This window comes from Thioflexithrix psekupsensis, assembly GCF_002149925.1.
GTDB lineage: Bacteria > Pseudomonadota > Gammaproteobacteria > Beggiatoales > Beggiatoaceae > Thioflexithrix > Thioflexithrix psekupsensis.
In genome coordinates this window covers 135,696-158,319 of the sequence record NZ_MSLT01000006.1, presented here as the reverse complement: position 1 = coordinate 158,319, position 22,624 = coordinate 135,696, and the positions used below count along the sequence as shown (strand labels likewise).

The 22,624-nt window shown below is 43.5% G+C and carries 16 protein-coding genes; 6 read left to right on the top strand and 10 right to left on the bottom strand.

What is annotated here, in order from left to right:
• Positions 1 to 39 precede the first annotated feature (39 nt).
• The 3 genes from TPSD3_RS01970 (at position 40) to TPSD3_RS01960 (ending at position 3,042) form a co-directional block, all read left to right on the top strand.
• Positions 40 to 957: a GGDEF domain-containing protein gene (locus tag TPSD3_RS01970; protein ID WP_086486913.1), complete on the top strand. Its 918-nt coding sequence runs from the start codon at positions 40 to 42 to the stop codon at positions 955 to 957.
• A 202-nt stretch (positions 958 to 1,159) separates the two neighbouring features.
• Positions 1,160 to 2,383 (top strand): response regulator, encoded by a 1,224-nt coding sequence (locus tag TPSD3_RS01965; protein WP_086486912.1) that lies wholly within the window; start codon positions 1,160 to 1,162, stop codon positions 2,381 to 2,383.
• Positions 2,383 to 3,042 (top strand): hypothetical protein, encoded by a 660-nt coding sequence (locus TPSD3_RS01960; protein WP_086486911.1) that lies wholly within the window; start codon positions 2,383 to 2,385, stop codon positions 3,040 to 3,042. Before TPSD3_RS01965 ends, TPSD3_RS01960 begins: the two co-directional genes overlap by 1 nt.
• Positions 3,043 to 3,063: 21 nt before the next feature.
• On the opposite strand, the gene TPSD3_RS18085 is transcribed toward TPSD3_RS01960, so the two are convergent.
• The 10 genes from TPSD3_RS18085 to TPSD3_RS01910 form a co-directional block, all read right to left on the bottom strand.
• Complete coding sequence (locus tag TPSD3_RS18085) at positions 3,064 to 3,405, bottom strand: PP2C family protein-serine/threonine phosphatase (RefSeq protein WP_217884350.1); 342 nt, start codon at positions 3,403 to 3,405, stop codon at positions 3,064 to 3,066.
• Positions 3,406 to 3,409: 4 nt separating this feature from the next.
• Complete coding sequence (locus TPSD3_RS18080; RefSeq protein ID WP_217884349.1) at positions 3,410 to 5,164, bottom strand: HAMP domain-containing protein; 1,755 nt, start codon at positions 5,162 to 5,164, stop codon at positions 3,410 to 3,412.
• A 108-nt stretch (positions 5,165 to 5,272) separates the two neighbouring features.
• Entirely contained in the window at positions 5,273 to 5,653 is a 381-nt protein-coding gene (locus TPSD3_RS01945; RefSeq protein WP_086486910.1) for a type II toxin-antitoxin system VapC family toxin, read from the bottom strand.
• Complete coding sequence (locus tag TPSD3_RS01940) at positions 5,646 to 5,939, bottom strand: hypothetical protein (RefSeq protein WP_086486909.1); 294 nt, start codon at positions 5,937 to 5,939, stop codon at positions 5,646 to 5,648. The genes TPSD3_RS01945 and TPSD3_RS01940 overlap by 8 nt, the downstream gene beginning before the upstream one ends.
• A gap of 140 nt (positions 5,940 to 6,079) precedes the next feature.
• On the bottom strand, positions 6,080 to 9,670 hold the full coding sequence (gene ppsA, locus TPSD3_RS01935) for a phosphoenolpyruvate synthase (RefSeq protein WP_140048462.1): 3,591 nt from the start codon (positions 9,668 to 9,670) through the stop codon (positions 6,080 to 6,082).
• A gap of 135 nt (positions 9,671 to 9,805) precedes the next feature.
• Positions 9,806 to 11,635 carry a PHA/PHB synthase family protein gene (locus TPSD3_RS01930; protein ID WP_086486907.1) on the bottom strand — a complete coding sequence of 610 codons (1,830 nt, stop codon included), beginning with the start codon at positions 11,633 to 11,635 and terminating at the stop codon, positions 9,806 to 9,808.
• Positions 11,636 to 11,744: 109 nt separating this feature from the next.
• Positions 11,745 to 13,640, bottom strand: coding sequence for a SurA N-terminal domain-containing protein (locus tag TPSD3_RS01925; protein WP_086486906.1), 1,896 nt, complete (start codon positions 13,638 to 13,640; stop codon positions 11,745 to 11,747).
• 420 nt (positions 13,641 to 14,060) lie between these two features.
• Entirely contained in the window at positions 14,061 to 15,248 is a 1,188-nt protein-coding gene (locus TPSD3_RS01920; RefSeq protein WP_086486905.1) for an ATP-binding response regulator, read from the bottom strand.
• A gap of 95 nt (positions 15,249 to 15,343) precedes the next feature.
• Entirely contained in the window at positions 15,344 to 15,811 is a 468-nt protein-coding gene (dut, locus tag TPSD3_RS01915; RefSeq protein WP_086486904.1) for a dUTP diphosphatase, read from the bottom strand.
• A gap of 24 nt (positions 15,812 to 15,835) precedes the next feature.
• Positions 15,836 to 17,128 (bottom strand): PilN domain-containing protein, encoded by a 1,293-nt coding sequence (locus TPSD3_RS01910; protein ID WP_086486903.1) that lies wholly within the window; start codon positions 17,126 to 17,128, stop codon positions 15,836 to 15,838.
• Between the two features lie 313 nt (positions 17,129 to 17,441).
• On the opposite strand from TPSD3_RS01910, the gene rimP reads away from it, so the two are divergent.
• The 3 genes from rimP (at position 17,442) to infB (ending at position 22,599) form a co-directional block, all read left to right on the top strand.
• Positions 17,442 to 17,945 (top strand): ribosome maturation factor RimP, encoded by a 504-nt coding sequence (gene rimP, locus TPSD3_RS01905; protein WP_086486902.1) that lies wholly within the window; start codon positions 17,442 to 17,444, stop codon positions 17,943 to 17,945.
• 125 nt (positions 17,946 to 18,070) lie between these two features.
• On the top strand, positions 18,071 to 19,570 hold the full coding sequence (gene nusA / locus TPSD3_RS01900) for a transcription termination factor NusA (RefSeq protein WP_086486901.1): 1,500 nt from the start codon (positions 18,071 to 18,073) through the stop codon (positions 19,568 to 19,570).
• A gap of 125 nt (positions 19,571 to 19,695) precedes the next feature.
• Positions 19,696 to 22,599, top strand: coding sequence for a translation initiation factor IF-2 (infB, locus tag TPSD3_RS01895; protein WP_086486900.1), 2,904 nt, complete (start codon positions 19,696 to 19,698; stop codon positions 22,597 to 22,599).
• Positions 22,600 to 22,624 lie beyond the last annotated feature (25 nt).

Sequence of the window (22,624 nt, the reverse complement as noted above, 5' to 3'; positions counted from 1 at the left end):
TTTGTGTAACAGAATGCTTTTGATTGCGGGACTTTTTTCATGAGCCAGTCCACTTTTATCGCCAAATCTTTGCAACATACTTTATGGCAATACAGTATTCAAGGAATATTGTTGATTGAATTAAGCGAGCTAAAAATTCGTTATGCAAATCCTGCGGTGTCGGTATTAACAGGTTATTCTAATGCTGAATTAGTTGCGCAATCATTGGCGCATTTTGCGATTAATGTGGAGGCTAAAAAAAGTTATCCTGATATTTCTCAACAAGTGCAAATGGCTGGAGCTTGGGAAGGGGATTTGTGGTTGCGTCATGCGTCGGGTGCGATTTGTCATTATTTTACGCGCTGGGTGCGTTATCAAGACGCTAATAGTGTAGAACAAGGGCTGGTGTTGTTAAATCAAAAACAAGCCCATTCTGAATTGTTAATTGATCCCTTAACGCAATTACCGACTCGCCATTTATTACGCTATTTCTTACAAAAAACTTATACTTTTGCACAACGGTATGGACGGCGTTTTGGATTGCTGATGATTGCGGTGGGAGATATGAGAGAATTTAACCATAATTATAGTTATGAATTAGGTGATGAGTTTTTAAAAACATTAGGAGAAATTATTCGCAGTACTGTGCGTGACAGTGATTCGGTGTCGCGTTATGGTGGGGATGTGTTTTGTGTGAGTTTGGATGAATTGGCGCAATTGCGGGATGTGGCTTTGGTGGCTAATATGCTGTTATTTAAATTAACGCAAAAGATGGTTTTATCTCGTCCCACACATTCTATTACCGTCCAACCTTTAATTCACATTGGCGTGGCAGTTTATCCTGAAGATGGTATGTCATTAGATGTTTTATTTGAGTTGTCGGAATCGGCTATGCAGCGGGCAGTTGAAGCAAAAGATTCTCGTTGTGAGTTTTGTCATGCTTGGTTGCGCAATCAATTTGGGGGAATTAGGGATTAAAATATGAGTACTCCAATAGAAATAATTTGGATTGTCGGTATTTCTATCAACTGCTCCCCTAATACTGGTCAATCAAAATTGGTTGTAAGCGTTTAAATTGAGAACGGCTAACATAGCGTAGTATTGTCACAAAAATAGTCGATTTGTGATAGGATAGCCCACTTGGTTATTTTTAATTCATTCTCAATGGGTTGTTATGGTTATGGATAAAACAGAATCCCATCCAGTTGATGGTACGGCTAATATTTTAATTGTTGATGATGTGCCTGATAATTTAAGTGTGTTATTTGATTTTTTACTTAAAAATAATTACCAAGTTTTAATTGCTCAAGATGGCGAAAGTGCTTTGGAGGTGTTGCAAATTGAAGCGGTGGATTTAATTTTATTAGATGTCATGATGCCTGGGTTAGATGGATTTACGGTGTGTCAGCAATTAAAAAATAATGCTAATACTGCGGATATTCCGATTATCTTTATGACGGCATTATCTGACGTTTCGGATAAGGTGAGAGGTTTTGCTTCGGGGGCGGTGGATTATGTGACTAAACCCATCCAACAAGAGGAAGTTTTAGCCCGCATTCACACGCATTTAATGTTGCGTCAATTGCAGAAAAAATTGGCGGCGCAAAATGAGCAATTGTTAGAAAACAATGTCATGTTAGAGAAAAAAAATCGCGCCTTAGCTGAAAAAAATGCGCAATTAGATGCTTTTTCTCACACCGTAGCGCATGATTTAAAAAATCCATTGGGTAATGTATTTGGTTTTGTGACTTTATTAGAAAATTCTGTTTTAAAAAATGTTGATCCTGAATTGAGAGAGAAACAATTAGAGTTTTTGTCTTATATTGAATTATCAGGACGTAAAATTCAAAGCATTATTGAATCGCTTATGTTATTGGCGCAAACGTCAAAATTAGAAAATATAGACATTGAGCCATTAGATATGGATAGAATTATCCAATCGGCACGTTATGCGTTAATGCCTTTGTTAGAAAAAACGCAAGCGGAATTCCATGTTGCCAGCGAATGGCCAACTGTTTATAGCTACGCACCTTGGATTGAGCAAGTGTGGGTGAATTATTTAAGTAACGCCATTAAGTACGGCGCAAAATATCCCGTATTGTATCTTGGATTTGATGTGTATGAATTTGAGGTTAAATTTTGGGTGCGCGATAACGGGAATGGTTTAAGTGAAGAACAGCAAAAACGTTTATTCACTCCTTTTACTCGTTTGCACCGTAAACAAGCGGAAGGCACAGGTTTGGGTTTATGCGTGGTGGAGAGCATTTTGCGGCGTTTGGGCGGGCGTGTTGGGGTAGAAAGTGAATTGGGGCAAGGGAGTTTGTTTTATTTTTATTTGCCTAAATTATCAAAAGCAGATACTTTACAATTATTGGCACAATGGGTGATGGAGCAGGATAAATAATGTTTTTAAGAGTTATCTTAATCGGTGTGTTAATGTTAGCTTATCAGACAACAAATGCTAATGATGCGCCTGCTGTAAATCAAGATGAAATAAAACGGCATTATTATCGTATTCTAGCAGGTTATTTTATTGATACTAAATTGACAGAAATATTGGCGGGTGATTTTGAAATTGATGATCGCCGCACGGGAATTGTTGGATTTGAATATAGTTATTTATTGTGGAATTCTGTTTTTGATTGGCCGCTTGATGTCACGGGAAAAGTGGGCGTTATTCGTCATTTCGAGCGCGGGTGGCAGGACGATTTTAATCAATATACGCTGGGTATTAAAGCCTATTATTCGGGCTTTCCTTGGCAGTCTCGATTGAGAACCCGTTTAGGTTTGGCACAAGGCTTGTCTTATGTGGAAAAGATTCCTTATATTGAATATGAAAGTCTAGTACGAGATCGACAAAAAGAAACCTCTCGTTTATTAAATCATTTAGATTTGACTGTAGATGTCAATGTGGGAGATTTATTCAATTGGCAGGCGGGGAAATCTTGTTATTTTGGCACGGGCATTTATCACCGCTCTGGTGTTTTTGGTAAACTTGCTTTGTTTAATCATGTGGATGGCGGCTCTAATTATTTAACTTTACATCTGGAATGTTTGCGTTAATGTTATCGATAAAGATTATGATTAAGCACGTTGTTTAATGACTAATAAAGTAATGTCGTCTTGCAATTTGCGCGTGCCAATATGGCGACGTAAATCTTCAATAATTGCGTCTTGAATTTCTTTTGCCGAACGTGACCAATGTTGGCTAACCATTTCGCATAAACGATCCAAACCATAGGGCTTTTTCTGCTCATTAAAGGCTTCGGTAATGCCATCAGTATATAACACCACGCCTTCTCCCGCCGTCAAATTCATTTCTCGATACGCCACAAAGTCAGCAATATCAGGCTCAAGCCCAATCATAAAACCCAAAGGAAAGGTGTCAATTCGCTCCACCAATCCCGCTTGATTGACATATAACACATCTTCATGTTGCCCACTTAATGGATAAAGTCATATTTTTATCGCTTTGCATTCTTTTTAAATTTCCATATAAAGTGCGATTTAAAATATTTAAAAAGTCTTTAGGATTATTCACATTAGAAGATAATAAAGTGCGCACCGCCGTTTGCACCATCAGCATTAACACGCCACTTTCTAAACCATGCCCAGTCACATCCCCAATACCAATTTTAATGCGTCCCTCATCCTGCAAAATGTCGTAATAATCGCCACCCACCTCCGTAGCAGGCTCCATAAAACTGGCAATATCTAAACTGCGAATAGCCGCTAATTCTTCATCACGTGGCAACACCATTTGTTGTAATTGGCGGGTAATTTCTAATTCCATACCCATGCGACGATTTTCTTCTTGTAAATATTCATTAAGGGTTTGAATTTCCTCATTGGCTTGTGCTAATTCATGCGTGCGTTCCGCTACCTTATTTTCCAAATTCTCAAATGCGTCTCTCAATTGAACAGCCATGGTAATAAAAGAGCGTCCTAATTGTCCAATTTCATTACGATAACGATCATCAATAGAATATTCCCAATGACCTTGTGCAATAGTTTGTGCTGCTTCATTTAAGCGAGTAATCGGCTTGACAATCCAATTCGCTGTCATTAATCCTATTATAATGGCAATAATTAATGCGATGAATGTCAAAATAATAGTTACTTTCGTGTTTTCATGAATTGACGCTAAAAAGTCTATTTCTGGAATAACCACATAAATTAGCCAATCTAAACCTTTATCATCTCGATACGGTAACACTTGCGTGTACACTCGATTTTCGTTGAATTGAAAATCAAATAATAAGGCATTACGCTCTTTATCTGATGGCATTTGGGAAAAATGAGAATGGGCTGCTTTGGCTGATTCGGCGATAAGCAAGTTTTTATGGGCAAAAGCAGAAATTCGCTTAACATCGCCTGTTTCATCTTTATAAAAAAAGGATTCGTTGGTGGATGTGGCAATTATCTCGTGAGTTGCTTTTTCTACAATAAAAGCTAAACCTGTGGTGGAGATTTTTTGTTGTTGTAAAAATTGGCTAACTCCTTTTAAAGATAAATCTGTAGCCACTAAAGCCACAAATTTTTCTTTTTCAAAATAAGGTGTGCCTAATGTCACTGCTAAATGAGCGTCATCCGCAAAGTAAGAATAAATGCCTGACCAAGTGGGTAATTGTCGTTGTGCTGCGGGCATATACCAAGGGCGAATGTGCAGTTTATAATTAGGGACACTTTTTAATAATTCTTCTGTACGTTTTCCTTTATTATCAATCGGATAGGTGTTATAACTATAATCGGTTTCGGCATCCACTAGCGTTAATTGATAACCTGTTGAAATTCGTTCATAACCAATAAATTGTCCTGTTTCTTCATGTCCCACTTGTATATAATCAATTTCGGGAAAAGCACGTAATGTTTTACCTAATAAATTTTCTAAAGTTCTGACTTGATGCACGTCACCTACACCTAAATTTAACGCATCAATAACCACTTGATTGGTTTTTTCAGTGATTTTTAAATAAGCGTGAATATGATCATGAATTTTTTGTGACATTTCACTGCGAATTTGGTCAATAAAATTTTGTACAGCATAATGACTGTTATTCAGGCATAAATAACTGGTTAAAGTCACTACTAAAATGATTTGTAAGATAAATGGAATAATTAAAATTGTCCGTAAACGGAAAAATCCCATTAAGTAATGTAAATGGGAAAGTTTTGAACTGGACATTATGGCGCACCTGACTCTGTTAGAATGAAAAAGATTTTCCTGTCTTAATGAGTATAGGCAATAGAAATGACAAGGGTGTGATGGTGTTTGTGATTGTCTTCAAAATTATTATTTACCATACAACACCAACTCAGGAATAAATTTAAAATCTTTATGATTTAACGTGTAGAGTTTTAAATCATAAATCAACGCATTAGCAGCAATTAAGGCATCAGCGAGACGTAAACCGTGAGAAAGTGAATAAATTTTAATTAAACTCCGCGCCACTTGAAAATTTTCAAGTGGTATATCCAAACGATAAAATATTTGTAACTTTCTTTCAAGTTGTTGCATTTCTCTTTTATTTCGCGCTCCTTGTAAAATTTCCAATTCAATAATAGAGTTAATGAATAAAAAAATTCCTTTTTTATTTAATTCTATAATCTCATCATTACACCCCTTAAAAAAATCAATCAACACACAAGTATCACAAAGTATTTTCTCACTCATTTCGCCAAGCCTTTGCTCTCAACATTTTTCCGAATGCAGCACTATTTTCTACCTCTTGAAACATCGTTAATTCTTCCTCTAATGCAATCGAGAAAGGTTCTGTAGGCATTTGGGCATGTTGAAGCGGATCAAGTTTTGGAATATTAAGCGGCTGATCAAATTCTTTAGCGTAATAATGTAAAGCAGAAATAACAAGTTCTTGCAAACTTTGTTGATTTTGCTCCGTTAAACGCATCAATTTCTTTTCCAATGCAGGGTCTTGCAGAATAACATGAATATCTTTCATTAGAATACACCTTTAAATACCTAAACAGAAACAATCTGAACTATCCACATTTCTACCGCACCTACCCCTCCTGCTAGAAGGGGCAAAGAAAGTAGAAATGTGAAAATTCTGAACCGTTTTAGCGAGCGATAAAATTATCCCTAATTCCCCGCCTGCCCCGCCAAATAAAGCCAAGTCGAAATCACGGTGTCGGGATTTAACGACACACTGGTAATTCCCTCATCCATTAACCACTTGGCTAAATCGGGATGATCCGATGGCCCTTGACCGCAAATGCCAATATATTTCCCCTGCCGACGACAGGCTTGAATTGATAAATGTAACAACTGCTTTACCGCAGGATTACGCTCATCAAATAAATGCGCAATTAACCCCGAATCCCGATCTAAACCTAAAGTTAACTGGGTCATGTCATTAGAACCAATCGAGAAACCATCAAAATATTGCAAAAAGTCATCCGCTAATAACGCATTAGATGGCAATTCACACATCATAATAATGCGCAAGCCATTTTCTCCGCGTTTTAAGCCATTTTCTTCCAATAAATCAATCACTTGGGCGGCTTCATCGACGGTACGGACAAAAGGAATCATCAATTCAACATTGGTCAATCCCATGTCATTGCGCACTTTTTTCATGGCGCGACATTCTAATTCAAAACAATCTCGAAACGACTCCGCAATATAACGCGAAGCCCCACGAAAGCCAATCATGGGATTTTCTTCATGTGGCTCGAATTGTTTGCCGCCAATTAAATTGGCATATTCGTTGGATTTAAAGTCAGATAAACGCACAATAACAGGTTGCGGATAAAATGCCGCCGCTAAAGTAGAAACGCCCTCCGCTAAACGATCCACATAATAACTCACTGGATCAGCATAACCACCAATATGGCTCTTAATAACCGCTTGCAATTCGGGCGATTGTTGAGAAAAATTCAACAAGGCTTTAGGATGAATGCCAATCATGCGATTAATAATAAATTCCAATCGCGCCAAACCAATTCCCGCATTGGGAATGCTGGCGAAATCAAACGCCCGCTCAGGATTGCCCACGTTCATCATGATTTTAAAAGGCAATTCAGGCAACGCGGCTAAATCGGATGTACTCATTTGGAAGGGCAAAATGCCTTCATAAATGTAGCCCGTATCCCCTTCCGCACAAGAAACCGTCACAGGTGCGCCGTCGGCAATGTGATCCGTTGCGTCGCCACAACCCACCACCGCAGGAATTCCCAATTCTCGTGCGATAATTGCGGCGTGACAGTTATTGACTAAAACAGGCGAATAACGCTCAGTGAAAACAATATAATTATGATGTTCATCTACCGTGATATTATAAACATCCGCTTCACCTAATTCTGCTTCTTGCTGCACGCGAATTTGTTGTAAATCGGAATGCAGCAATTGATGCAATTTAGCGTGCAAAGCCTCATCTTGAATATGGCTTAAATGCGTGCGCAAACGGGTTTCATCTAATAAATAATTTTTACGACAACGGTTGTTAATATCTGAATTAACAGGAGTCGTAAATAATTGACGAGTATTAAAAAAGCGACTGCCCATTGTGCGTTGATCAAAACAACGTACCCGTTGGGTATATTGTCCTATCACGTCGAGTTTTTCGACAATCTGCACATTATAAATCGTCCGATTAACAGAGACTTGCGGCGCAGTCCCCAAACGTAAACAAGCCACAATAACCGCTTGTAAAGTTTGCTCATTAGACACGTATAAATTCACGCGCCCTTGTTGAAAACAACCATCGCCATCAATTAAACCCGCTAAGAAATTCGCGGCAAGTTCTACATCATGTTTAAGCAAACTGGTGACAATATCTGCTTGTTCTTGTTGCAAAATTTGCGCGGAGGCTTTGGAATAATAGCGGTAAGCATTGGCATTGCCGATGACCAATTGACCGCGAATTAAGCCTTGCGATGTGTTTTTTACCGTTGTTTTAAAAACGCCGCCGAAGTTTTCTTCTAAAGCCTGATTCATTCGCTGAATAAAGGCTTGCTTTTGTTCGGTGGGTTTTTGAATAAAGGTAATTTCGCCATGAGTCCGATTTAAATAAATATGGCCGTCACTCATGATGCCGCCCAGCAAATACGCTAAGGAGCGTTGCTTATCCGTTGAAGCCGACAGTTGGGGAATGTGCCGCGCCAACAACACGGATTCTTCAGCCGCCAGCATGTCTTGAATTTCCGTATCGACTAATTCAGCCGCACGCAAATTGAGCATTTTATGATTGGGCGTGAGTTTTAAGCCGTTGCCTTGCATCCGTCCTGTTTGTGACACATTGATTTTAATCAAAGGAGCGCGACGTTTCATGACATCAGTAATCGGCTTCCATTCCATTTTCAGGCTCTGGCGATTTAACGCGGGAGTCGTCAAGCCGTCATAACCGTGTTCATAAATATCTGCCAAGCGTTTAAAGCCTTGATTGGTCAGAATTTGGGTGTCGCCCGCGAAACAAGTGCGGCCACCGCGATTCGTGACAATCGCCGAAGCCCGTTTCATCACTGGCTCCCAATCGGGATCGGTCATGTCTGTCACCAACACGTCGCCTTTTTGCACTTGCGACATTTGGCTTAAACTGGAAATAACCCGCGCTGGCCCCGCACCAATTCGTTGGCCGATACTGCGACCTGTGGTTAATACGGCAGCGTTGCCTTTTTGAATATGAAAACGCTCTACAGTATTCGTTTGAGTTATACGACTTTTTACCGTTTCGGGGCGGGCTTGTAAAATGTAAATTTTGCCGTCTATGCCGTCTTTACCCCATTCAATATCCATTGGCCGGCCGTAATGTTCTTCGATCAATAACGCTTGACGCGCCAAATCCATCACATCCGCATCACTGAGCGAAAAAACCTGTTGTTCAGCCACGTCAATATCGACAATTTGAGTTGATCGGCCATGCGTTTGATCGGGACTGTAAATCATTTTGATCAATTTACTGCCGCGATTACGCCGCAAAATCGCAGGACGACCTGCGCGTAAAGTCGGTTTATGCACATAAAATTCATCAGGATTGACCGCACCTTGTACGACCATTTCACCTAAACCGTAAGACGATGTGAGAAAAACCACATCCCGAAATCCCGATTCGGTGTCCAAGGTAAACATGACTCCACTCGCGCCGACATCGCTACGCACCATTTTTTGAATGCCTGCGGACAAGGCGACTTCATGATGCGCAAAGCCTTGATGCACGCGATAAGCAATGGCGCGATCATTAAACAGCGACGCAAACACATGTTTAATCGCCAATAACACATTATCCAAACCGCGCACATTCAAAAAGGTTTCTTGTTGCCCTGCAAAAGAGGCATCGGGTAAATCTTCAGCCGTCGCCGAAGAGCGCACAGCCACTGAAATGTCTCCCGGATGATCGCCAATTAAGGCTTGATACGCTTCAGCAATGGCGGCGGTAAATTCGGGTTGAAAAGGGGTATCGACTACAGATTGGCGAATTTTACGCCCGACTTCCACCAATTTGTCCACATCATCCACATCCAGCGAATCTAATTGCGCCATGATGTGTTGTCGTAATCCGCTTTGTGACAGAAAATCAGTAAATGCTTGGGCTGTGGTGGCAAATCCGCCCGGTACGGATACGCCCACACGCGCCAAATGGCTGACCATTTCACCTAAAGACGCATTTTTTCCGCCCACTTTAGGCACATCGTGCATACCTAATGCTGTAAAAGGAATGACATAATCTTGCATTTTTTTTCCAATATTGTTGTGATAGAAACTTGTTGTCATTGATAACGGTTGAGCGATAACCGTTTGTTTTTATCCCACAGTGCGTAAAACAAAGGGGCAAGGTGGGATGGTTTCGGAATAAGTGATTGTTTTATATCACTTTTCTAATACATACGTTCCCGGTGCAGCGCACAGTGGGGGATATTCGGCGTTACCCATGCTGGGTGGGGCTTGACGTTCACCGCAGGGTTGGCGTAACCACTCGCTCCAATCTTCCCACCATGAACCGGGGATTTTAGCTTGCGTGGCTAACCAAGCCTGTCCGTCACATTGTCCCGTCGCATCGCCCACCCAATAACGCCGTTTGGGTGGCTGTACCGGTGGGGAAATAATACCGAGAATATGACCCGATGTGGCTAATACATGGCGCACAGGACTGCTCACCGTACCACATAATTTAAAGGTTTCCAACCAAGGCGCAATATGATCCTGCTCCGCTGACACCGCATACAACGGTTGTGTAATGCGTCGCACATCTATCGAACGGCCACCCAATACCAAATCATCAGGTTTCATAAAACGATTATTTAAATAAAATTCGCGCAAATAAAAAGAGTGCATCGCCGCCGGTAAGCGCGTCGTGTCCATATTCCAAAATAACACATCAAATTGCGGCAAATCTTCACCATATAAATAACTGTGAACATAATAATGCCAAATTAAACTATTAGAACGCAATAAACGGAAAGTATCCGCCAATTGATTGCCGTCTAAATAACCGCCTTGCGAATCCATTAATTTTTCAATAAAACCAATCGTTGGCTTATCAATAAAAATTCCAATTTCACCGGGCTGAGAAAAATCCACCAATGTTGCAAAAACAGTCCAACTTTGAATGGGTAAATTGGCTTTATCTTCAGTGGTGTGATTTAACCACGCCATTAACGCGGTCAATACAATCCCACCAATACAATAACCAATCGGATGCACATGGGGAGCTTGAGTAATATTTTTCGCCACTTCAACCGCTTGCAACACACCTTTAAGCATATAATCCTCAAAATGCGTATTACCCATCTCTGGCGGTGGATTGCGCCAACTGATCATAAATACCGTATAACCTTGTTCCAGCAAATACTGCACAAGGCTACGTTTTCCCAAATCTAACACGTAAAATTTATTAATCCACGGCGGCACAAATAATAAAGGAATGTGATGCACCGTTTCGGTTTTTGGCGCATATTGCAACAATTCAAATAACTCATTGCGATAGACCACTTGGCCGCGAGTGGTGGCGATATTTTCACCGACTTTAAAAGGCGTTTCATCGACCATTCTAATGGTTTTATAAGACAAATCGGTTTGTAGATTTTTTAAACCACTTAATAAACTGTGTCCGTTGCTTTCAACATATTTTTTAATGGCGATGGGATTGGTCCAGAAAAAATTGGTGGGCGCGATGGCATTTAAAATCTGTCGTACCCAAAATCCTGTTTTATCGCGGGCTTTGTCTTCAATATCGGGCGTGGCGTAAATTAAATCTTCAATCCAGCGTGTATAAAGCAAATAAAATTCTTTAATCGTGTCCAAATAAGGATTTTCAGTCCAATCAGCCTCTTGAAACCGCTCATCATACTGCACGGGAGGAATAGGGTCTTCGGCGGGCAAACCCATAAACCGCTCCCAACTTTGCCATTGCACGCGCCATTGATCTTGGTTTAAGCGTCCGATCCAGCGAAGTAATTCATGGGGATGTCGTTCCCAGCCTTGTTGTACTTCCCAATAAGCCGCGCCAATCCCCAACGGATCGAGCCAATCCATCACTGCTTGTTGTCGTTGTGCTTGTAACCAGCCAAAGGGATCAAAAAAGGTGTCAAAAAAAGCGTTTAATTCGGCTAAATCGGTTTTCTGCACGCCCCACGGCGATAATAAACTTGTCCATGCGGTAAACGGATCAAAGGGTGTTTGTAATTTTTCTGATGACATGATTTTATCCTTATTCTCTGATGGCAAGGCAAAAGAAATGGAGGCAGCCATGAATTAAAACAATGAGATGCCTCCATTTTCTTACAGATTAATGCGGATTAAATGGTGATTACTCCATATTTTGCTCAAAAATACTCACCGTTGCCTCTGCGCGTAAACTGCCGAGTAATTGGTTAAAATGAGATTCACCCACATTTCCTGCGCTGGCGATGGGGCTTGGCGTGTCGATGTCAGGCGTTTTAGCCGCTAACAAGGCTAACAAGGCATAATCCCCATTGGCTAGGGAAACTAGGCGATAATTGGCTTGTCCGTTGGGTGGGAGTGCCATTTTAAAGGCTTCTTGCACCAACAAGGTCTTATCGGCCAATTGGGCATCGCGTGCCACCCATTGCGCGGCTGGCCATGTCAATTGGTGATTTTGAGCTAAGGTATTGGGATTTTCTCCGGCTTTTAACGCGGCTAATAATTCGTCGGCGCGGGCTTTGGCGGCGTTTTGTTGCAGGTTTTGTACAAGCGATTGTTTGACCAAATCGCGTACTTCAGCTAAAGGTTTGGGTTCTGCGGGGCGATGTTCTGCCAAACGTAGAACAACAACATGCTGCTGTTCCAATTCGACCACTTCGCTGTTATACCCATTTTTTACCACATCGTCGCTAAAGGCCACCCGTAAAATATCTTGATTTTTGAAAACAGGATCATCCGTAATCCCTGCACGACTGAATAACGCACTGGTTTTCTTAGGTAAATGTAAAGTATCTGCCAATGTGTCTAAGCTGTCGGGATGTTCAAACGCCAAGTTTGCAAATTGTTCCACTTGGGCGTAGAACTCGCTTTCAATCTGTTCTTGAACCCAATCTTCGGCTAAAGCGGTTTTCACTTCTTCAAAGGGTTTGACTTCTTCTGCTTTGCGATCCGCCAGATAAATCAATTGGTAACCGAAAGGCGTTTGTATGGGTTCACTGACTTCTCCCACAGCCAATTGCGCGGCGGCGGTTTCAATCGCGGCAATGTGGCGTTCTTGACCGTGCGTAAACCATCCCAAATCGCCGCCTTTGTCTTTGGTATCCGTATCTTGCGAATACTCTTGGGCTAATTGGGCAAAGGATTGTCCTTGTGCCAATTTTTCCTTGATTTCTGCTAAAAGGGCTTGGGGATTGGTGTCGCTGCCTGCGGTTTCTGTCAACAGAATGTGGCTGATTTTCGATTGCATGGGATTGGTGTAATTCGCAATACGTTCTTGATACCGCTGCATTAACGTCGCTTCGTCTGGTGTGTAAACATTGGCGAGGTCTTTCGCGCTCAGTTCGACATATTCCACGCTCACTTGTTCATCGGTCTGATAGAGAGACAGATTTTTTTGATAATGGGCTTCGATCTCGCTGTCGCTGGGATTAAGGTCTTGTGCCATGTTGGCAGAGGAGAGGATTAAATAACTGATTTGTCGTTGTTGCAGTTGCAAGACGCTTTGACGCTGTGTAGCGGCTGGGGTGACAAATGCGGTTTGCTCAATCCCATTGCGCAATTGCATGGTCAATAAATCGCGGCGCACTTGGGCTTCAAATCCCAGCGGCGTATAACCTTGACTGCTCAATAACTGCTCATAACGCGCTTGTGAAAATACGCCGTTGTCATGAAACACGGGATAATTGTGTAGATGACTCGCCAGTAAACCATCCCCAATACGCATTTCATTAGCCATCGCCGTTTGCAGCAACAGTTCTTCGTTGATCAATTGCTGCAAAGTGTCCTGACGAATTTGTGCGTCCATGAACGACAAATCCATGTCTGGATTTTGGAACATTGCCCGCAATTGGCTGCGGCGTTGCTGTACCGCTTGACGGTAATCATTGGGAGAAATCTCAGTGTCATTGACTTTAGCGACAGCGAGAGATTGGGTAGGGCTGAGGTATTCGTTAATACCCCACAGGACAAACGGAATCGAGATCAAAATAACAATCGCCCAAGCAATCCAGCCTTTGGAATTGTCACGAATACTTTGTAACATGTTTGAATGCTCTACTTGTTGTAATGTGTGAAAAAATACACTGCAATGAGGGTATTGGTGTGTCTATTTTACAGCATTGCGCTCTTATGACGATCCAATTTCTCGCTACTGCTGTTTGATCTTATCAATAAATAAGTGGTAGTAGTGTAACAACTTTCCTGTTGAAAACTCTATTTTTATATTTATCTTCAAAAGGTTAGCCTGTTGAAAACTTGTTGAAAACTTTTTAGTTATGCCGGTTTTGGTGGTGTTATTGCGTGGGTGGGGATAAGTTTTCAACAACTTTTCAACAGGTTTTCAACAGCTTTTCAACAGGGACGTGGATTGGGACAATCGCAGCGAAACACAAGTGAAAGCAAACCAACTTATTTAGTACAATAACAGGACTAAAAAGCAAATAAAATCAGCACAAATCCTGCGTTAAAAAATATGGCTTAATGTAATAGGAATTTCAAACCAAAATAAACTGCCTTGATTGGGAGTGCTGTTTACGCCAATGCTGCCGCCTAAATTTTCAGTAAATAACTTTGCCACAGCCAAACCCATGCCCATGCCGTCATAGGAGCGTGTCGTTGAGCCATCGACTTGAGAAAACGCATCAAAAAGACGATCTTGACGGTCTTCTGGAATGCCAATACCGGTATCTTGTACCTCAAAACGCAGGGCGTGCTGTCCTTGAGAAATTTCTAATAAATACACCCGCACCACAATTTCTCCCACTAAAGTAAATTTAATGGCATTATCGACCAATTTTGTTAATATTTCCTTAATATGGGCGTGATTACCGTGTAAAGCATGAGTTAATTTTTCATGAATCTCTGACCGTAATTCTAATTCTTTTATTTCGGCGCGTTTATACATCACCCGAAACACTTCTTCGATCATTTCTCGCACCGAAAAATCACCCGTTTCTTGTTGCAATTCTTCGCTAAATTGCTGGGCGAAATTCAACATATCACAAAGCATATCCATTAATTGCGTGCTGGCATCTCGGATGGTTTCAGCACAATGACGTTGTTCATCGTCTAAAGGCGTATCTTCTAACAAGACATCCGTCATACCTAAAATAATATTCATGGGCGTGCGAAATTCATGGCTAATATTGCGCAAAAATTGTGTTTTTAAAATAGAGGCTTGCTGGGCTTTTTCATAAGAATCATGTAAGGCTTCTAATAATGCTCTAATTTCTTCCGTTTGACAGGCGACTTCATGCTCTAAATCTTTGCGTAAATGGGACAATTCAACATGGGTTTTTACCCGTGCTAATAATTCTTCTTTTTGGAAAGGTTTGCTGACATAATCGACTGCGCCGGCCTGAAAGGCTTTTAATTTATTATCCGTTTCATTCAATGCGGATAAAAATAAAATGGGAATATTGGCTAATTCAGGTTCACTTTTTAAACGCTGACACGTTTCATAACCATCCCACCCCGGCATCATTACATCTAATAAAATTAAATCAGGGCGATATTGACGCGCACGCATTAAGCCTTGTTCCCCATTATTGGCTAATACCACACTGAATTCATATTTTTGCAAGGTCTTTTTAAGCAAGGCTAAATTAACCATGCTGTCGTCAATAATAAGTACTAATGGTTTTGTTCTCATTTTTTTAATTCAGGGTATTAATGTATGAAAAATGTCACCGTATCAAAAAATTTTTTGATAGCCTACCTGTCATCAATGCGCAAAAGCACACATATTCACTGAATGCCAGTGTGGCCTAAACCGCCGTCATGACGTTGGCTGGTTTGGTCGAATTCTGAAACTATTTTTAACGCCACTTGCACAACGGGAACGAAAATTAATTGGCAAATGCGATCACCGGGTTGAATGGTGTAAGGGATTTGTCCGCGATTCCAGACTCCGATTTGGATTTCTCCTTGATAATCGCTGTCGATTAATCCCACCAAATTACTCAAGACAATACCATGCCGAATGCCTAAACCCGAACGCGGTAATAAAACCCCTGCCAATTGGGGATTGTGAATATGAATGGCTAACCCACTGTTAATAATGACGCTGTCGCCCGGCAATAGTTCTAATGGCGCGGTTAAACAGGCTCTTAAATCAATACCCGCCGCACCAGAGGTGGCATAATCAGGAAACGGAAATAATTGCCCTAATAAGGGATTAACAATTTTTGCTTCAACCACAGGTTTATGTTGCATGAAAAATGCCTTTAAAAATAAGAATTATTCGACAGGAAAATAAGTTTGCCAATATTGTGCAATATTAATTTCTGGCAATAACAAACGAATGCCAAAACGGTTTTCTGTTCGTCCGCCTTCAGCACGAATTTGCTGATTAAAAGTCACTCCTGTAAACATCGGATCATTGGATAATATTTCTAATAAATGTGAAGGATTTGGACTATATCCTTCCAGCTCAATCACTCCCGCATCAATCCGAAAGCCTGTAAACCAACTGTCTTTAGGAATTACCTGATTTAAACGATTTAAAATTTCCACTAAAGGCGGTTGAGGAAAATTAATAACAGGCGCAATATCATCCTCCATAGCCACCACTTCAGCTTGCAATTGACTAATGGAGCGGGTGCTGCGTTTTAATTCGTCTAATTGAGACGTTAAATGATATTGATAAGCGGCGGCAGCGGCAACACCTAATAATAAGCTCATTGCCGCCGCACTGGCTAAAGCCAATAAAGTCCGTCGGCGTTGTTGTTGGCGTTGTTGTGCCAAACGCATGAGCGTACTGGGAGGAGTAAAGCTGTATTGATAAATCGTAGGATTGGGCATAGGAATTTTATCCCAATCATTGCTGTCAATTTTCCAAATTCGACTTTTATCATTTTCATCCGCATTTTTCTTGAGCAACTCTTCAAATTGATTTTTAAATTCCTCTAATTCTAAATCGGTTTTAGCCACTTGTATCCATTGCTGAATTCGATGAGATGCCCAGTGACAATAAGTAATGCTGTGTTCATCTTCGTCCCAAATTTGTGCGGTTTTTTCAGCCTGTTGTATGGACAATAAAATGCGCGGAAATAACGCCGCTAAAAATAATTTCTCTTTAGCAAAAGCCTGATATAATTCCTCTGCGCGTGATGCAGGTAACCACAAGGCAATCGTAGGTAAATGCGCTTCTAATGACGGCCGCACAGCAAGCAATAACGGCACAGGCAGCCCCGGTAATAAAGTCGCTTGTTGCAGACTCACCGCACTGCGCAAATTTTGCTCACCAATTCCTGTGGGTAAGGTTAATGGCGTAGCAATAAATTCATGATTGGGTAAGGCTAATGCTAAGGGAATTTTTTCATCCGTATTAGGTAATAAGCGTCGTGCCGCCGCGGCTAATTCAGTGGCAGAAATGGCCAGTAAAGATTCATCATGCTGTGCAATTAAATCAGGCTGTTCAACATGCAATAATTGATTGTTATGAACCAATAAGCACGTTTGCGCAATCATTTGGGGACGATGCGGTTTTGTAGCAATAAAACGTTTGGGAAAAGAGAGTTTTAACTTCATGTTAGGTAGAGCTATTTTAGGTCGAGTGTGGAAGAACACAAAGGCCATTTTATCATTGAAATCGCCTAAAGGCATTGGCTCGTGCAATTTAGCCCGCCTCAATCACACGATTTGCGTCGATATACGCAAAAATAGTTGCGATAGCCACAAAAGTACACTAGAATGTTTAACGGATCAGCGATTTAAAGCCAGTTTTTGGCCGAGAATCGAACTCAATTGTCGCACCTGCATCTCGCAGAGATCGACTTGACTCATGGGCTTTATGCCCTTTTTTTATTTCTGCATTACCCGACGGCTAACGACACCCCAGACCATGCGAGATCACGTTTTAGAAACTCAGCTTGCTCCCACTATCAACAACTTAGGTTATGAATTACTGGGCATTGAACGCCTGACACAAGGCCGATTCCGTACCCTCGTGCGCATCTATATTGACCACCCCAACGGTATCACAATCACCGACTGCGAGCGGGTGAGTCAACAACTCAGCAGCGTCCTTGATGTCACCGATCCCATTGCCAGCCAATATACCTTAGAAATCTCCTCGCCGGGCTTAGATCGGCCGCTTTTTCATTTGGAACAATACCCTCGTTTTTGTGGTTCGCGGGTGCGTGTGCGCTTGAATAAAACCTTAGAACAACGACGTAAATTCTTAGGCATTCTTAAACAAGTTGATCTGGAACAACAACAAATTACCTTAGTGTGCGACGAAAAAGAGTATAACATTGCCTACACCCTCATCGACCACGCCCAACTAGACCCCACAGAAGAAGACATTCAAGCCCTATTAAAAGCCCGAACCGATGCCTTAAATTAACCGCATAAACAAAATTCTTCAGGTCTAATGCCTAAATTCTACTATCTACATTCCCAGCCCAGAACAGTGAACAACGATAAACAACCTATTTTCGTTGTTAAACCAAATAATTTCGGATAACGCCCATGAGTAATAAACAAATTCTTCTGGTTGTTGACGCGGTTGCCAATGAAAAAGGGGTTGACCGAGATGTCATTTTCGACGCACTCGAATCCGCGCTCACCAGTGCCACCAAAAGAAGTCAAAATCACGACATCGATCTGCGCGTCAGCATCGATCGACACACGGGTGAACAACGCACCTATCGCCGTTGGCTCGTGGTCGAAGATGACAAATTAGAACACAACAACAAACAAATGCGTCTGTCAGAAGCCCGACTAAATCACCCCGATTGTCAAGTGGGCGACTGCGTAGAAGACCTCACCGATTCTATCGAAATTCAACGCATCGGCGCACAAACCGGCAAACAAGTGATTATTCAAAAAATCCGCGAAGCCGAACGCGCCCGCGTCCTCGAAGCCTACCGCAGCCGCGAAGGACAACTGATCAACGGCACCATTAAACGCAGCGAACGCGGCCAAGTGATTTTAGACTTAGGCGACAGCGTCGAAGCAGTGATTTTACGTGAAGACATTATTCCCAGAGAACCGATCCGCGTTGGGGAACGCTTACGCGGCTACCTCAAAAGTGTGCGCCCAGAGCCTCGTGGCCCGCAGCTTTTTCTCAGTCGTACTGCGCCTGAATTTCTGATCGAATTGTTCAAATTGGAAGTACCAGAAATTGGCGAACAACTGATCGACATCATCGGCGCGGCACGAGACCCTGGATTGCGTGCCAAAATTGCTGTGCGCACCCGCGATTCTCGGATTGATCCGGTGGGAGCGTGTGTGGGAATGCGCGGCGCACGGGTTCAAGCCATTTCCAACGAATTGGCCGGTGAGCGCGTTGACATCATTCTCTGGGATGAAAACCCCGCCCAATTCGTCATCAACGCCATGTCACCCGCCGAAGTGGTCTCCATCATCGTCGATGAAGATGCCCACAGCATGGACGTTGCCGTACGCGAAGAACAATTGTCTCAAGCCATTGGCAAAAACGGCCAAAACGTACGCCTAGCCAGCCAGCTTACCGGCTGGCATCTCAGCGTCATGACCGAATCCCAAGCCGATGTCAAACAACAAAATGAAACCCGTGCCTTGATCAATCTTTTCGTCACCCAACTGGGTGTAGACGAAGAAGTGGCCAGTGTACTGGTACAAGAAGGTTTTTCCAGCCTAGAGGAAGTGGCCTACGTGCCAATCAACGAAATGCTGGAAATCGAAGATTTTGACGAAGACATTGTCAAAGAATTACGCAACCGCGCCAAAGACATCCTTGTCACCACCGCCATTGCCAAAGAAGAACACGCTGAAACACCACCTCCAACCAGCGAATTGCTTGCCTTAGACGGCATGACCGAAACCCTCGCCCGCGCTCTTGCCGAGCGTGGCATCACCAGCATGGATGACCTAGCCGAACAATCAATAGACGAACTCATGACCCTAGATGAAATGGACGAACAACGTGCAGGTGCGCTGATTATGGCCGCACGCGCACCTTGGTTTGCAAATGAACAGCCCCGTTAAGTGGTGTCTTTTAGGGTTGTTGGGCGGAATAGGGACTTGGATGGTGAAGAATTTCCCGGCTCCTGCGCAGGTTCAACAGCCACAAACGACACCTTAACAATCAACCGATTGATAGAGAAGTCAGAATGGCACAAGTAACCGTAAAACAATTTGCCGAAACCGTCGGCATCCCAATAGAACGCCTGTTGTCTCAACTGGGGGACGCTGGACTACCCACCAAAGCAGCAGACGATAATATTAATGACCAAGAGAAACTGCAATTACTAACCCATTTGCGGCAATCACATGGCAAATCAAATACTGATGTTGCCGCCGGAGACCCGTCCAAAATTACCCTACAACGCAAAACCCACAGCGAAATTCGCGTGCCGGGTTCACAAGGCAAGACCAAGACGGTCAACGTAGAAGTTCGTAAAAAGCGCACATTCGTCAAACGTCCGTCGCGTGCCGAAGAAGAGCGACAACAGCAAGAAGAAAAAAATCGCCTAGAGGCGGCTCAACGCGAGGCCGAGGCAATGTTAGCGCGCCAACAGGAAGAAGCGGCACGCCAAGCCGCTGTGGAAGCGGAAAAAGCCGCCAAAGCCACCGAGGCGACCAAAGACAGCAAACCGGTCAAACCCGAAGCCAAAGCCAACGAAGCCATCGCCTCCGAACGAACTGCGCCCGCTTCTAGTAGTCCAAAAACTTCAGAGAAAACCGAACGTTCCGAACGGGATCGATCCGACAGACCCCGTTCCCAAGGCAAACCCGCGCCCAAAACTCAAGGCAGTCACGCCCACAGCAACAAAGACAATCCAGCCCCGAAAGACGCAAAAGACAGCCGCGAACCCAGAGAGAGCAAAGACGCTAAAGAATCCAAGCCACCGAGAGAATCCAGAGACAACCGAGATTCTCGCGCCCCGTCGCCGGCGGCAAAAAAGCCAGAAAAAACCGAAGCAACTCCTGCTGCCGCGCCTGCTGCGGCCAAACGTGCGCCCAAACCAGTAACAACGCGCCTACTTGACGAAGAAGACGACGACATCGCCGCTCTGGGCGACAAAAAACTCAACAAAGGCGTGCGCCCGAAAAAAACAACGACAACTCCCCGTGCCGCAGGTGGCAAAGTAGGCGCAGGAGCTGCCAAAGACAGCAAAGCCGCCTCTCCCAGAGAACGCGACGACCGCGGCAACAAATTTGATCGCCAAGAAGTACAAGGTGGTGGTCGCAATCGCAAACGCACCCGCCGCGCCAAACCCGTTGAACAACAACATGGATTCACCAAACCGACCGCGCCGATTGTGCGGGAAGTGGCGTTGCCAGAAACGATTACCGTAGGCGATTTGGCACAAAAAATGTCCGTTAAAGCCGCCGAAGTCATCAAAACCATGATGACCATGGGGGTCATGGTGACGATTAACCAAGTGATTGACCAAGAAACGGCCAGTATTGTCGTTGAAGAAATGGGACACAAAGCCAAACTACTCAACGAAAATGCGCTGGAAGATGAACTGGCCAAAAGTCACAGCCACGATGGCGAACAACATCCCCGTGCGCCAGTGGTCACCATTATGGGACACGTGGATCATGGTAAAACCTCACTGCTCGACTACATTCGTACCGCCAAAGTGGTAGAAAGTGAAGCCGGTGGCATTACCCAACACATTGGCGCGTATCATGTGGAATTAGAACGCGGATCAATCTGCTTTTTAGACACCCCCGGTCACGAAGCCTTTACCGCCATGCGCGCCCGCGGAGCCAAAGCAACAGACTTGGTTATTCTCGTCGTCGCCGCAGACGACGGGGTCATGCCACAGACTTTAGAAGCAATTCAACACGCCAAAGCGGCCAAAGTTCCCATTGTGGTGGCCGTCAACAAAATTGACAAACCCGGTGCCGATCCCGAACGCATTCGCCAAGAACTCGCCGGCAAAGAAGTTGTCCCCGAAGAGTGGGGCGGTGATACCATGTTTGTCAACGTCTCCGCCAAAACAGGACAGGGAATAGATAACTTACTCGAAGCCATTCTATTACAAGCCGAAGTATTAGAACTCTCTACCACCGTTGATGGCCCCGCACGCGGCGTAGTGATCGAATCACGTTTAGACAAGGGACGCGGTGCTGTAGCCACCTTATTAGTGCAACAAGGGACTTTGCGCAAAGGCGATATTTTACTGGCAGGTCAAGTATTTGGTCGCGTTCGGGCGATGTTGAACGAAGTGGGTAAACCCGTCGAATCCGCTGGGCCTTCTATTCCTGTGGAAGTCTTGGGATTGTCTGACATTCCGTCGGCAGGCGATGAAGCGGTCGTTGTTCCCGACGAACGCAAAGCACGGGAAATTGCCTTATTCCGTCAAGGTAAATTCCGTGATGTCAAATTGGCACGGCAACAGGCCGCTAAATTGGAAAACGTCTTCTCCCAAATGGAAGCCGGCGGCACCGCCAATCTCAATATCGTCTTAAAAGCCGATGTCAACGGCTCAGTAGAAGCTCTGGCCGACGCATTGCGTAAACTGTCCAACAGCGAAGTGCGCGTGAATATTATTGCCAGCGGTGTGGGAGCAATCACGGAATCTGATGTAAACTTAGCCGTAGCATCGGGCGCAATTCTCATGGGCTTCAATGTCCGCGCCGACAGCAGCGCACGTCGCATGATCGAAGAAGAAAACGTCGATCTGCATTATTACAGCATTATTTTTGAAGCCATTAATGAGGTTAAACAAGCCCTAAGCGGCATGTTAGCCCCAGAAATTCGAGAAGAAATTATCGGCTTGGCCGAAGTGCGCGACGTATTCCGTTCACCCAAATTTGGCGCAATTGCCGGCTGTTTGGTGGTGGACGGTACGGTTAAACGTAATAATCCTATTCGTGTATTGCGCGACAACGTGGTCATTTACGAAGGCGAATTGGAATCGTTACGCCGCTTTAAAGACGACGTTGCCGAAGTCAAAGCCGGAACAGAATGCGGCATCGGCGTAAAAAATTACAACGATGTCAAAGTGGGCGACCAAATCGAAGTGTATCAACGCACCAGTATTGCCCGCACCATTTAAACGTGTTTTTTTCTCAGAGCCAACC